Here is a 13,361-nt window from a genome sequence, read left to right as displayed (position 1 = left end):
CACCGCGCGGTCGCGGGGCGGCGACCGCGCTCCGGTGACCTTCAGCTTCGACATCGAGCCCCACCGGCCCGATCCCTCCGAAGACACCAGCTATCCGGAGGTGACGCGGCGCGTCTACGCCTGGCTCGCCGACCGCGGGATCCGCGGCACCGTCTTCGTGGTGGGGACGACCGCCGTCGCCCACCCCGAGCTCGTCACCGAGGCGGTCGCCGCCGGCCACGAGGTCGGCCTGCACTCGTGGGACCACACCCCGCTCACGGAGCTGTCCCCGGAACGCTTCACCGAGGAGACCCGTCGCGGCAAGGAGCTGCTGGAGAGCCTCACCGGCGCACCCATCGTCGGCTACCGCGCCCCCACCTTCTCGCTGGTGCGCGAGACGGCCTGGGTCCCCGACATCCTCACCGAGCTCGGCTTCACCTACTCGTCGAGCGTCCTGCCCGCCCGCAGCCCGCTGCACGGCTTCCCGGGCCTGCCCCGTGACCCGTTCACCTGGCCGAGCGGCCTGGTCGAGCTGCCGTGCCCCATCGCCAAGCTGGGCCCGGTGGCGGCGCCGTACATGGGCGGCGTGTACCTGCGGGTCCTGCCGTGGCCCCTGGTGAAGCTGACCTGGCGCCTCAACGGCGGGGGCCCGGCCCCCCTCACCTACTGCCACCCCTACGACTTCGACACCGAGGAGCCGTTCTGGGTGGTGCCGGGCACCGGCCGCCTCGGCAGCCGCCTGCTGTGGATCGGCCGGCGCACGATGTTCGACAAGCTCGACAAGCTCTTCGCCGACGGCGCCGGCCCGCCCCTGTGCGAGCTGTTGCACACCGCCGACCCCGCCGGCGCCCACGTCCTACCAGGAGTGATGTGATGCCAGACAGCAACGCTGCGGAGCGGAGCGGAGCGGCTCCGGGCACCCGAGTCGGATCCCGAAGGGGCGCCGACGAAGGAGGCGCAAAGCAGGAGGCTCAGCTGGAGATGGTGCACCGCCTGCCCGAGGCGAAGGTGGTCAACCGCATCGACTACGTGTCGGGCCTGGCCCGGGGCAAGCGGGTGATCCACGTCGGCTTCGTGGACGCGGGCTACGAGGACATGCAGGCGGCCACGGGCACGTGGTTGCACGAGCACCTGGCCGCGGTGGCGACCTCGATCGTGGGCATCGACGTCGACGAGGCCGGGGTCGAGCGGGCCAAGGCCCGGGGCTACGAGGCCTATGTGGCCGACGGGCGCCAGCCCGACATGTTGGCCTCGCTCGGCATCGAGCCCGCCGAGCTGCTCATCGCCGGCGAGGTCATCGAGCACCTCGACGACCCCGGCTCCTTCCTCGACGGCCTCCACGGCCTGCTGGCGCCCGGCGGCACCCTCGTGCTGACCACTCCCAACGCGTCCGGCCTGCTCAACGGCTTCGCGGCCATGGCCGGCGCCGAGATCAACCACCCCGACCACGTCGTGCTGTTCAGCTGGCGCACCCTCACCAACCTGCTCGCCCGCCACGGCTGGGAGCACGTCCGCACCGCCACCTACGTGCCCGCGGTGAAGCAGGCCAAGGGCCAGGGCCTGTCCGGCCGCGTCCTCGGCCTCGCCGGGCGCTTCGTGCTCTTCCTCGAGCGCAGCATCGGCAAGGGCTGGGCACCCTTCGTGGCCGACGGCCTCATCGTCGAGTCCCGGCCCGCAGCGGACCGCGCCGCCTGAGCCTCGCGCCGGCGATCGCCTCAGGGCTCGGGGTCGGGCTCCTGGGTCTCGGCGCGGAGCAGGGCCAGCTCCTCGGCGAGGGTGCGGGTGCGGTCCTCCAGGCGGCTGAGCTCGTAGGAGAAGTGCACGATCACCACGAACAGGAAGGCGATCGCGGCCATGAAGATGATGGCCGGCTCGTAGCTGATGCCCACGACGTCGCTGATGGGCACGAGGACGTCCGGATAGATGGCGAAGCCCACCATGGCGGCGCCGACGCCGAGCCAGAGCAGGGCGTACTTGCCGCGCAGCTGACCCCGGCGCACGAGACGCAGCAGGAACAGCAGGGTCAGGGCCGTCAGGACGGCGACGAGGATCCGCCCGCCGATGCTCATGGCGTGGACGTCGTCGACCGGCTGTGTCGGGTCTTCTCCACCCAGGAACAGTGCCACCCGGAGGATCACGCCGTCGCCTCCGGCGCCGCGCTGTCGGCCGGCGGCGGGCTCGGCCGACGGGACCGGGGTGCGGCGGCGAGGAGCACGACGAACAGCCGCAGGTAGTGGTACACGAGGCGCCAGGTGCGGTTGGACGGCGCGCCCAGCTCACGGTTGCGCATGGTGACGGGCACCTCGACCACCTCGTAGCCGGCCCGCACCGTCGAGAACAGGGCCTCGACCGACTCCATGTACTCGGCCGGGTAGGTGTCGGCGAAGAACTCGAGCACGGGCCGGGAGAAGGCCCGGAAGCCCGAGCTGGTGTCGCTGAAGTCCTTCCCGGCGATCCGGCGCATGGTCACGGTGAGGACGCCCATGGCGGCCTTGCGGAGGCGGCCGACGTGGTAGCCCGGCGGGCGGCCGTCGACGAAGCGGCTCCCGACCACCATGTCGGCGCCGGCGTCGAGCCCGGCGAGGAGGGCGGGCACCTCGTCCGGGTGGTGCTGGCCGTCGGCGTCGAACTGCACGCCGCGCGGGTAGCCCTTGCGCACGGCGTAGCGGAACCCGGTGCGCAGGGCGCCGCCGATGCCGAGGTTGTAGGGGAGCTGGAGGACGACGGCACCGCCGGCGCGGGCCACCGCCGCCGTGCGGTCCGACGAACCGTCGTCGATGACCACGACGTCGGCGTCCGGGTAGGCCTGGGCCAGCTCCGCGAGCACGCCGGGGAGGGCCTCCTCCTCGTTGAAGGCGGGGATGATGAACAGCAGCTCCGCCGGCCCTCGAGTGGTCATGAGGGCGCCACGCTACCGGCCTCCTGACCCTCCCGGCGCCGCCGGAGGACGGCATCGAGGGCGGCGGCGGCGAGGACCACGACGGCCACCTCGGCCGGGACCCGGAACCGCACCAGCCCGTAGAAGGCGACCGCGGTCACGGTGATGACCACCGCGGTCATCACCAGGGGCAGGACCATGCGGCCTCGACGGTGCAGCAGGACCGCGCCGTAGACCGACGCGGGGACCATCGCCCACCACATCACCCAGCCCCACCACGACGCCCAGCCCTCGCGGCCCTCGCCCGTGGTGGCGAGGTCTCCCTCGCTGTAGGCCACCATCTGGCCGGGCGCGTAGACCCCCCAGATGCGCCCGACACGGGCCGCGGCCACGATCGGGAAGCGCTGCTTGTGGTTGAGGACGTAGTCGATGCCCGCCGTGCGGAAGGCGGCCGCCACCTCCGACTGGTCGGCGCAGGACCAGGCGTCGTCGGGCTCGGGCACGCAGCCCTCGTGCACCGGCGGTGGCGTGGTGATCGGCACCGTGAAGGGGCAGGCGAACGACCAGAGCCCCACCCCGTCGCCGTAGTAGGTGGTGTCGCAGTTGGCGCCCAGGATGGTGAGGCCGTCGTTGGTGGACAGCAGCACGGGCTTCTCGAAGCGGGTGATATTGTACGCGCTCCACGGCACGACGACCGCCACGGCGCACACCCCGGCCACGGCCACCACGCCGAGCCGCTGCCAACGGGAGCGATCGCCCGTGAACCAGACCGTGGGCAGGACCACGAAGGGAAGGAGGAAGGCGGACTCGGCCCGGGCGAGGATGGCCACCCCGCAGAGCGCCCCGATCACCGCGAGCCGCCCCACCGTGTAGCGACCCTGCGCCCGGTAGAGCGTGAGGAACACCCCGACGATGGTGAGGGTGGCGATGGACTCCGACATGACCACGCCGTCGTTGAGCCAGAGGTTGGGATAGACCGCGGCGAGTCCGGCGGCGAGCAGGCCGACGCGACCTCGGCCGCTCACGGTGCGCCCCAGGATCCCGATGCCCGCCACCGTGAGGGTGCCGATCACGGCCATCGCGAGGCGCTGGGCCAGGAGGCTGGTGCCGAACACCCAGGCCACGGGGGCCATGGTGAGGGCGGTGAGGGGCGGATGGTCCGCGGCCGGGCCACCGTCGAAGGGGTGTACGAAGCCCCGCCCCTCGGCGAGGCGGATGGCCTGGTTGGCGTAGTAGATGGCATCGCCGATGGCCGGCTCGTCCCGCTTGAACACGAGGATGTAGGCCACCCGCGCCACGAGGGCGCCCAAGGCGATGACCACCAGCCACCGGAAGAAGCGGCCTCGGGGCAGGTCGTCGTGCTCGTCGGACCGGCCGGACGGCACGCCTGGGAGGTCGGGACGGCCGGGCTCGTGGCCCTCGTCGGACGGGTCGACGTCGACGGTGCTGCTCGCGGTCCGGTCGCTCACCCGGGCTCGCCTCCTGGCTCGGAAGGGGACCCCGGGAGGCTAGCGGTCGCGCGATCGACGCCCGGGAGGGTGGCCGCGACCACCAGCACCACCATGGCAAGCGCCGGGCGGTGGGCGGCGGCCACCGTGGAGACCCAGCCGAAGCCGGCCAGGCTGTCCAGGCGGGCCTGGCGCACGACCACGGCCGAGGTCACGAGGGCGAGGCCCGCCAGACCGGCTGCGGCCACCAGACGCGAGCGCCGTACCCAGACGAGGGGGAGCGAGACCGCGAGGACGACGAGGCCCCACACCGGGGCCACCACCAGCGTCGCGGTCACGGTGGCGACGGCCCAGACGACGTGGTGGCGGCGCCGGTCGCGCTCCCACGGCCAGGCGAGGGGCGGTCGGTCCTCGTCGGCGGGGGAGCCGTCGGTGGCCGGGCGGCGGCGGTCGATCACCACGAGCACGATGCAGGCGACGAATGCCGCGAGGGACAGGGCCAAGGCGCCCCACGTCCAGCGTTGTGGTCGCCACTGCAGCTCGACGGTGGTGGGCTGATCCGAGGCGGGGAGGAACCACCCGTTCATGCCGCCGCTGACGAGCTCGGGCTCGCCGAGCGACCGGCCGTCGGCGGTAGCGCTCCAACCGGGGTTCCAGCCCACGCCCTGATCGAGCCAGCAGCCCTCGGGGCAGGGTCCGACGGTGACGGTCTGATGGGCTCGTCCGCCTTCGGCGGTGACCTCGGGTGCGGCCGGGATCGGCGCGGCCACGGCCTGCTCAGCGGCCTCGTTGGTCAACACCACCCGGTCGACGTCGAGGCCCGTCGTGGCGCCTGGGGTGCTCGCCACCTCGTGGGTGCCGGCGTCGAGGGCGAGGCGCTCGCCGGCCGCGGGGCCGCACCGGGTGACGTCGAGGGGGTCACCGGCGAACGCGGCCTCGGTGGTGCCCCGGAAGCGCAGGGGGACCGGCTCGCCGTCGACCGACAGGAGGTCGTCACGACAGCCCGTGTCGAGGCGCCCCGGGAGGGGGTCGGCGGCCAGACCGGGGCCCGCCAACTCGGCGATCCCGCTGGGAAGGAGGGTGACCTCTCCGTAGCGGCGGTCCACGGTCGTGGCGCCCTTGGTGCCCGTGATGGTCACGGTGAGCGGCCCGTCCTCGTCGGCCAGCGCCCCGGGGTCGATGCGGGTCGTCCCGTCGGCGGCGGCGGGGTCGAGGGGCACGGTCTCGTGGACCCCACCCCGGGAGAGCTCGACCTCGGAGACGGCCGCGACGTGGTTGCCGCGGGCGATCTCGAGCTCGAGCTCGCCGAGGCGCCCCGAGGTGGGGACGGTCAGCGTGGGCCCGGCCCCGACGGCGAACGGCGTCAGCCAGGCGGTGTCGGGGTCGCCGTCGACCGCGGCCCAGCCCCCGGCGGCGGGGTCGCCGGCCAGGTGCTCGCTGCTGGTGGCGGTCCGCACCCCGAAGAGGTCGGCGAGGACGACGTCCGACGCCCGCCGATCGAGGCGTCCCGTCGTGGCGACCGCCAGCTCCTGGGGTGCCCCGAGGGTGAAGGAACGGGTCAGCGTCCGCTCGGGGTCGCCCCGCCAGCGGTCGAGGGGATCGGTGCGCAGGCGGGTCAGGACGAGGGCGAGCGGGGTGTCGGGGCCGGCGGCCTCGAGCACGTCCGTGGGCAGCTCGACGACCTCCTGGGTGGGGCCGAGCGCGGTCGTCACCTCGGCGAAGCCGACGGGTCCCTGGTTGGGGTAGGCCGCGGCAGGCGCGACGTTCGTGCCGGTGATCTCGAGCTGCCACCAGTCGGCGGGCGCCTCCAAGGCGACGGGCTGGCCCTCACCCGTCCGGGACGCCTCGGTGAGGGGGATGGTGCGATCCTCTCCCGAGGACGTCGTGAGGCGCACCTCGGTGATCCAACGGGAGGCGTGGGGGATCCGGGCCTGGAGCACGGTGAACGCGTCCACGGGCTCGTCGGCGTCGATGCGCAGGCGCTGGCCGAGCGGGTCGGCCCGGTCGGCGACCACCCAGGCCGTGGCCGGGTCGCCGTCGATCGCCATGGCCGCCCGCACCTCGGGGCGGTACGCGTTGGGCTCGCCGTAGGCGCTCGCCGTTGCGCGGAGCGGCCCCACCTGGTGCGCCGTGGTCACGTTCGCCTCGCCCTCGTCGGGGAACACCTCGAGGCGGTGGTCGGCGGCGTCCTCCTCGAGCAGGCCGTCGTGCTCGCCGTCCTCGGTGAAGCCCCAGACGTCCTGGCTGCCCCGCCACTGGCGGGCCCGCACGCGGTTGCTGTCGGTGGCCACCACCAGGTCGGCCTCGTCGACGGCCGCGTCCAGGTCGTCGGTGGCGGCGGCGTAACGGATCGTGCGGTGGCCGTCGACGAGCCCGGCGGCGGCGGCGTCGACCACGCCGTCCCCGCTGCCGGACACGACCACGGTGCCGACGCCGGCGCGCACGATGGGCTCGGGGTCCTCGACGGGGATCAGCGCGAGCGGGGGCACGGCCTCGCCCAGCGTGCCCTCGGCCTCGAGCGCGAGCGCCTCCTCGTCGACCATCGCCGCGGCCGCCGGGGCCGTGGGCGCCAGGTTGGGGGCGGCGTCCCCGTAGGGGACCGGCACCCCCAGGCCGTCAGCCGCCTCGCCGCCGTTGCCGAGGAGGGACCACGTGGGCTCGGGGCGGGGGGTCTGGTAGCGCTCGAAGGCCGTCTCGGGCGTGACCAGGACGGTGTCGGCCCCGAGCAGGCGGGCCACGGGTCCGATGGCGGCCCGCTCGGCCACGCCCGCCTGGAAGCGGTCGTCGAGGGCGTACAGGGTGTCCATCGCGGCCGGGCTGCCGAGGGGCAGGAGGTCGCGGGTGACGAGCGGACGTTCGCTCACGCCCGGAAGCACAGGATCGACGGTGTGGCCCCACCGGTAGGTCGAGAACTCCATCCCCGGGACCTGCAGGACGCGGTACCCGTCGGGCATCGCGTCGAGGTCACGGCCGGCCTCGGTCCACCACGACGGGACGTCCTGGGGGCGGTCGAGGTCGGGGTCCACGAAGCGCCCGGTCCACGCCGGCGGCAGGTTCAGGACGGCCAGCACGACGACGGCGGCGCCGGCCAGCGCGCCCAGCCGGGCGCGGTGGCGGGCCAACGCGGTGACCAGCGCACCGGCGCCGAGCGCCAGCGCGAACACCGCCATCGGAACGGCACGGGTGCTCGAGCGCAGTGCGAGCACGAGGGTCGACCGGGAGGAGCCCGCCAGGGCGGAGCCGAGGGGGGAGGGGTCGTCGATGGGGTAGGCGCCGACGGCGAGCAGGACCCCGGCGGCGAGGCAGAGGGCCGCGAAGCGACGCTGGGACCAGCGCACCACCACCAGCCCGGTCACTCCCACCAGGACGAGGGCGAAGCCCATGGCGAGCAGGAGGGGGCTCTCCTGGTACGCCCGGGACGCCGTCGTGGCCGCGGTGACCGGGTCGCCGACGTAGAAGAGCCAGTACCCCAGGCCCCGCAGCACCTCCGTGCTCACCGCGGTGGACGAGACCGCTTCGAGGGTCTCGCTGAAGGAGAGCGCGGCGGCGCCGTATCGGGCCTGCACGGCGAGTGCCGTCATCCACCACAGCGACACCGCCAGGCTGAGGCCGCCGAGCGTGACGACCGTGCGCCCGGCTCGCCGCCACGAGATGACGTCACGGGCGGCGGCGTCGATCAGCCACAGGAGCGGCACCGGCGCGATCATCAAGAGGGCGGTGGCGTTGATGCCCCCGACGGTGGCGACGACGAGGGCGAAGAGGGCGGCGTCGCGTCCGGGGGACCGACCGGTGGGCGCGCGGGTGGCGGCGCCGATGGTGAGCCCCACCAGCCACCCCAGGGCGGCCCACGGCAGGAGCAGCACCGAGGTGCGCGAGAGGTACGGCAGCACGTACGGCGACAGCTGGTACACCACGGCGGCGACGAGCGCGGCGGTGGGGGCGAGGCCCAGGCGCCGCGCGCACCAGCGCAGGCCGGCGCCGGCCGCGAACAAGATGGTGCCCAGCCAGAGCCGGTGGGCGATCCAGTCGGGCACGCCCACCCGCTCGAACAGCCAGTAGAACGGCCCGCTGGGCCAGAGGTACCCGATGATCTGGTGCGGGACCCACCCGGCGAACTGGCGGGTGTCGAACGACCACAGGGCGTCGCCCATCTGTCGCCCGGGGTCGAGGTAGAGGTAGAGCTTGGTGTCCGCCGGGATGCGCCCCGGCGCGGCGGTGAGGGCGGGGACGTAGGCGAGCAGCGCCAGGCCCGCGAGCTCGAGCGCGGAGCGACGGCGGCCCGCGATCACGGGATCGCGCCGTAGACCCCGTAGAGGGCGGTGAGCGTCACCAGCCCGGCGGCGCAGAGCGCGATCAGCAGCGTCCAGCCGTCGTGGGCCCAGCTGGTCTCGTCGTCCTCGGGCCACCACGCGCCGGCCGAGAGGAAGAGCGGGAAGGCGGTGTAGACGAAGCGGGGCCGGGCGGTGACCGTCTCGGGGATGAGCATCAGCGCCAGGACGACGGCCACATAGGCGACCATCGGCCACGGCAGCCGCTTCTTCCACGCCGTGTAGAGCAGGGCGAACATGGCGAACAGCGACGTGGTGGTGAGCACGTCGGTGGGGGAGTTCAGGGGATGGGTGAGGAACCCGAACGTGTCCTGGAGGGCGGTGGCGCCGAAGCTGGTGCCCTCGGCCCAGGCCTCGGTCTGCACCCGGAACCAGGCCCAGTTCTCGTCGGTGTGGACCCGCAGGTACCACTGGAAGGCGATGAAGCCGAGCGGGGCGAGCGCGGGGGCGATGAGCGAGCGCCACTCGCGGTCCTGCCAGATGGCGATGAGGGCGGCCACCCCACAGGCGGCCACGAGGGCCACGCCGTTGGGGCGCGTCGCGGTGGCGAGGGCGGCGAAGATGCCCGCCAACAGCCATTGGCGCTTGTACAGGAACAGCAGGCACGCGGCGGCGAGCGCGATCAGGAGCGCTTCGCTGTAGGCGAAGCTGAGCACGAAGGCCCCGGGGAACATGGCCATCAACACCATGGTCCGCTCGGCGGGCTTGATGCCGAACACGGTGCGCGCGAGCAGGCCCACCATGAGCACGACGACCGCTCCCAACAGGGCGTTGACGAAGATGCCGGCGAAGACCTCGCTGCCGGGCAGGATGCGGTCGAAGAGGCCCACGAGGGCGGGGTAGAGCGGGAAGAAGGCCGCCCGCGCCTCGATCTGGAAGTACGTGATGTTCTCGGGGATGCGCTGCGGGTAGCCGCCCCGCACGATCTCCATGTACCAGTTGCCGTCCCACGAATCGAGGACCTGGACGATGAAGGTCTGGGCGCCCTCGGGGCGGGCCACGCCCTCGACGTTGGCGTCGACGCCCCGTTGGGCGGCCACGATGCCGGTGCCGGCGAGCACCATGATGCGCGACACGACGTAGGCGAAGAGGCCCTTGACCATGGCCCGACGCCAGGCCCGCTTCTCCTCGCCGCGCTCGTCCTCGACGGTGATCGGACCGTCGTGGTCGCGGTCGCCGTCGTCGCCGAGGGGCGCGTCGTCGTCGGTGGTCTCGGTGGCGGTGGAGGTCATTCGGGAGGCGGCCACCGGGCGGGACGGGGCCGAGAGAACCTACCACGGCCCCCTCCGGCCCCAACCGCAGGCGCGGGCGTCCGAGGGGTGCTCAGGCGGCGGGCTCGGCCGTGGCGCGCCGGATGATGAGGATGTCCGAGGTGCGGAAGCTGGCGATGCGCGTGGCCCACGAGTCGACCACCGCCCGCCCGCCGTCACGGCGGAAGAACGTGGTCATCTGGCCTTCCTGCTGGTACGCATCGGCGCCGTCGATGCGCTCGACGGAGCGGTCGGTCAGGGTCACTTCGTAGCTCGACTGGTTGCTCTGGATCATGGGCCGTCGTCCTCCTCCGTCGACGGTACGACGGCCGGCCTGTGCATCGATAGCCCCCGAAACCTGTGGATAACTCCGTCAGCGGTCCCGGAAGTCGTTGGGGCCCATGCGGGGCCCCTTGCGCTCGGGGCCGAGCCGGGCCGCGGTGATGAGGCGGACCACGCGGCCCCGGTGGCCCCGGAAGGGCTCGAGGAGCTCGAGCATGCGCTCATCGGTCGCCCGCTCCTCCCCGGCGAGGGCGAAGGCGACCTGGTGCGGGATGTGGTAGTCGCCCACGCTCACCGCATCGGGGTCGCCGAAGGCGATGAAGGCCACCTCGCCGGCGCTCCAGGGGCCGATGCCGCGCACCCGGGCCAGCTCGTTCTGGGCCTCGATCGAGGGACGCTCCAGCAGGCGCTCGAGGAGGTGGGCGTTGGCGGCCACCCGGCGCAGGGTGTCGGCGCGCTTGCGCTCCACGCCGAGCACGTGGAGGTCGTAGTACGGCGTCCCTGCCAACGTGCCCGGGTCGGGGGGCAGGAGCAGTCCGCTCGGTCCCGGCGCGGCTTCGCCCAGCTTCTGGATCAGTTGACGGTAGGCCCGACGGCTCTCGAAGCCCGTCACCTTCTGCTCCAGCACCGTCGGGATCAGGGTCTCGTAGACCGCGTTGCAGCGGCTGATGCGCAGACCCGTGAAGCGGCGGTGCAGACGGGCGATCAGCGGATGATCGGTGTGGAACGACGAGGGGTCGTCGGCGGCGCCCAGCAGGGCCGGTGCCCGGTCGAGGGCCCAATCGGCGCCCGGGCCCCAGGCCTTCGCATCGAACACCGCGCTGTTGGTGCGGCTGCGGCCGTCACGCCCGACCACGGCCAGGGTGGCGGGCCCGTCCGGCGTGCGCGTGGCGCGCCAGAACCCGGCCGAGCCCAGCTGGCATGCCGGGTCGTAGCGCCCTCGCCGCAGTGGCGAGAGAGTCAGCCCGAGGTCGACCGGCGCGTCGAGGGTGATGGTGCGCGTGAGCGCCCGATCGCTCAGGGGTTCGATCCCTCGGCGCTCGTGGGGGCGCCCGTGGCCACCCTCGTGGCCCAGCGGTAGTCCGCCTTGCCGCTCGGGCTGCGCTCGATGTGGTCGAGGCGCAGGATCGCCTTGGGGAGCTTGTAGCGGGCGATGTGGTGCCCACAGGCCTCGAGCAGTTCGTCGTCGTCCACGGACGCACCGTCGCGGAGGCGCACGAGGGCGACGACCTCCTGGCCCCAACGCTCGCTCGGGCGGCCCACCACCACGGCGTCGAACACCTGCGGATGTGACTTGACGGCGTGCTCGACCTCCTCGGCGAAGATCTTCTCCCCACCCGAGTTGATGGTGACCGACTCCCGGCCGTAGAGCTCGATCAGCCCGTCCTCGCCGTAGCGGGCCCGGTCCCCGGGCACGGCGTAGCGCTCGCCGTCGATGGTGGGGAACGTGGCGGCGCTCTTGTCGGGATCGCCCAGGTAGCCGAGGGGCACCCGGCCCCGCTGGGCCAGCCAGCCCTCACGGTGGTCGTCGGCGTCGAGCACCTGCGTCAGGTCCTCGCTCACGATGGCGGCCGTGCCGGTCGGGGCGAAGCGCCCCGTCGTGGAGCCCTCCCCGCTCGAGGCGCTGGTCGAGGTGACTCCCTGGCGGCCGGACTCGGACGACCCGAGGATGTCGACGATGGTCACGCCCGGGAGCAGGTCGAGGATCTCGGCCTTCGTCGAGGCGCTCAGGATGGCCCCGCCGGTGAGCAGGAAGCGCAGGGTCCCGAGGTCGTACGGTCGCCGCCGCAGCTCGTCGACGAGGGGACGGGCGAAGGCGTCACCGACGATGAGCAGCGAGGTGACCTGCTCGCGCTCGCAGGTGGCGAACACGTCGGCGGGGTCGAGGTGGTGGGGATGGTCCTGGACGACGATGGTGCCGCCGGCCAGCCAGGCGCTGAGGGCGTTCCAGTGGGCGGCGCCGTGCATGAACGGCGCCGCGGGGAGCGCCCGCAGGCGGGCGCCCGTGAGGGCGGTCTCGACCACCTCGGCCACGCTCGGGAACTCCTCGCCGTCCCGACGCCGGAACGCCAAGGCCGCGGGGAGGAAGTCCCCCTGGCGCCAGAGCACCCCCTTCGGCATCCCCGTGGTGCCGCCGGTGTACAGCACGTAGCGGTCGTCGGGGGACCACGACGCCACGAGGTCGGGGTCGAGGTCGGGGTCGGCGGAGGCGAGGGCGGTCTCGTACGCGAGCGCCCCGGGCAGCAGGGCCGTGCCCGAGCCGTCGTCGACCTGGAGCAGCAACGGCGTCTCGTCGAGGTCGCCGAGCACCTCGGCGATCGTGGGAGCGAAGGACGCGTGGAACAGCACGGCACCGGGCCGAGCGTCGCGGAGCAGGTAGGACAGCTCCTCGGCGACGTAGCGGTAGTTGACGTTGAAGGGCGCGGTGCGGGCCTTGTAGGCCCCGAGCATGCCCTCGAGGTACTCGTTGCCGTTGTGGAGGTACAGCGCCACGGTGTCCTGGGGGCACTCCCAGGGCGCGGTCGTGTCGGCCTCGCGACGGACGCCGAGGCCGTGGGCCGCCAGCACCGCGGCCAGCCGCCGGGTGCGGTCGGTGACCTCGGCCCAGCTGAGCCGCCGGTCGCGGAACACGATGCACTCGCGGTCGGGGACCGCGGTGGCGATGGCCTCGTGCAGGGCCGCGATGTTGAACTCCACGTGCGGTGCGGTCAGTCGCGTGCCCGCTGGGTCACCGTCACCGAGTCCATGGTGTCGCCGACGGTGACGGCCTGGGCCACCTCGATGCCGTCGACCACGTAGCCGAACAGGTTGTAGAGCGGCTGGAGCTTGCGGGTGCAGTCGTCGATGCAGATGAAGAACTGCGAGCCGTTCGTGTCGGGGCCCGCGTTGGCCATGGCCACGGCACCCAGGGTGTACTCGCCCTTGACGGGCTCGTCGGCGAAGCGGTAGCCGGGCCCGCCGCGGCCGGTGCCCTCGGGGTCACCGCCCTGGATGACGAACTCGGGGACGACGCGGTGGAAGGTCAGGCCGTCGTAGAAGCCGTTGCGGGCGTTGACCACGAAGTGGTTGACCGTGGTGGGCGCCAGTTGGGGGTCGAGCTCGAGGAGCAGCTCCCCCTTCGGGGTGCTGATCGACACCTGGTACACGGCGTCGAGGTCGATCTCCATCGCAGGGGGGGTAGCCATCGGACCATCGT

Annotated in this window: 11 protein-coding genes; 2 read left to right on the top strand and 9 right to left on the bottom strand. The window is 73.4% G+C overall.

Annotated features, from left to right (window positions below):
• The first annotated feature begins 34 nt into the window (after positions 1 to 34).
• Both JNK12_07085 and JNK12_07080 read left to right on the top strand, forming a co-directional pair.
• Positions 35 to 853 (top strand): polysaccharide deacetylase family protein, encoded by an 819-nt coding sequence (locus JNK12_07085; GenBank protein ID MBL8775675.1) that lies wholly within the window; start codon positions 35 to 37, stop codon positions 851 to 853.
• Between the two features lie 107 nt (positions 854 to 960).
• The gene (locus tag JNK12_07080; GenBank protein ID MBL8775674.1) at positions 961 to 1,674 is read left to right on the top strand and encodes a class I SAM-dependent methyltransferase; all 714 of its coding nucleotides are present in this window, start codon (positions 961 to 963) and stop codon (positions 1,672 to 1,674) included.
• A gap of 20 nt (positions 1,675 to 1,694) precedes the next feature.
• Here the strand turns inward: JNK12_07080 and JNK12_07075 are convergent, their stop codons facing one another.
• From JNK12_07075 to JNK12_07035, 9 genes are all read right to left on the bottom strand, one after another.
• Entirely contained in the window at positions 1,695 to 2,117 is a 423-nt protein-coding gene (locus tag JNK12_07075; GenBank protein MBL8775673.1) for a DUF2304 domain-containing protein, read from the bottom strand.
• Positions 2,114 to 2,878, bottom strand: a complete 765-nt coding sequence (locus JNK12_07070; protein ID MBL8775672.1) for a glycosyltransferase family 2 protein — start codon at positions 2,876 to 2,878, stop codon at positions 2,114 to 2,116. Before JNK12_07070 ends, JNK12_07075 begins: the two co-directional genes overlap by 4 nt.
• Positions 2,875 to 4,326: a glycosyltransferase family 39 protein gene (locus tag JNK12_07065; protein ID MBL8775671.1), complete on the bottom strand. Its 1,452-nt coding sequence runs from the start codon at positions 4,324 to 4,326 to the stop codon at positions 2,875 to 2,877. The genes JNK12_07070 and JNK12_07065 overlap by 4 nt, the downstream gene beginning before the upstream one ends.
• Positions 4,323 to 8,594, bottom strand: coding sequence for a DUF3367 domain-containing protein (locus JNK12_07060; protein ID MBL8775670.1), 4,272 nt, complete (start codon positions 8,592 to 8,594; stop codon positions 4,323 to 4,325). Before JNK12_07060 ends, JNK12_07065 begins: the two co-directional genes overlap by 4 nt.
• A complete protein-coding gene (locus JNK12_07055) occupies positions 8,591 to 9,880 on the bottom strand; it encodes a glycosyltransferase family 39 protein (GenBank protein ID MBL8775669.1) in 1,290 nt (429 codons plus the stop codon). Before JNK12_07055 ends, JNK12_07060 begins: the two co-directional genes overlap by 4 nt.
• 76 nt (positions 9,881 to 9,956) lie before the next feature.
• On the bottom strand, positions 9,957 to 10,178 hold the full coding sequence (locus JNK12_07050; GenBank protein ID MBL8775668.1) for a hypothetical protein: 222 nt from the start codon (positions 10,176 to 10,178) through the stop codon (positions 9,957 to 9,959).
• A 78-nt stretch (positions 10,179 to 10,256) separates the two neighbouring features.
• Positions 10,257 to 11,021 carry a DNA-3-methyladenine glycosylase 2 family protein gene (locus tag JNK12_07045; GenBank protein ID MBL8775667.1) on the bottom strand — a complete coding sequence of 255 codons (765 nt, stop codon included), beginning with the start codon at positions 11,019 to 11,021 and terminating at the stop codon, positions 10,257 to 10,259.
• A gap of 161 nt (positions 11,022 to 11,182) precedes the next feature.
• Complete coding sequence (locus JNK12_07040) at positions 11,183 to 12,877, bottom strand: acyl-CoA synthetase (protein ID MBL8775666.1); 1,695 nt, start codon at positions 12,875 to 12,877, stop codon at positions 11,183 to 11,185.
• Complete coding sequence (locus JNK12_07035; GenBank protein MBL8775665.1) at positions 12,874 to 13,332, bottom strand: peptidylprolyl isomerase; 459 nt, start codon at positions 13,330 to 13,332, stop codon at positions 12,874 to 12,876. The genes JNK12_07040 and JNK12_07035 overlap by 4 nt, the downstream gene beginning before the upstream one ends.
• Between the last annotated feature and the right edge of the window lie 29 nt (positions 13,333 to 13,361).

Source organism: Acidimicrobiales bacterium, assembly GCA_016794585.1.
GTDB lineage: Bacteria > Actinomycetota > Acidimicrobiia > Acidimicrobiales > DATDAH01 > JAEUJM01.
This window is presented reverse-complemented; position numbering and strand designations above follow the sequence as displayed.

Coding starts and splice junctions, on each gene's coding strand:
- JNK12_07070 (MBL8775672.1), bottom strand. CDS start 2,878: ATGACCACTCGAGGGCCGGCGGAGCTGCTGTTCATCATCCCCGCCTTC.
- JNK12_07050 (MBL8775668.1), bottom strand. CDS start 10,178: ATGATCCAGAGCAACCAGTCGAGCTACGAAGTGACCCTGACCGACCGC.
- JNK12_07080 (MBL8775674.1), top strand. CDS start 961: ATGGTGCACCGCCTGCCCGAGGCGAAGGTGGTCAACCGCATCGACTAC.
- JNK12_07035 (MBL8775665.1), bottom strand. CDS start 13,332: ATGGAGATCGACCTCGACGCCGTGTACCAGGTGTCGATCAGCACCCCG.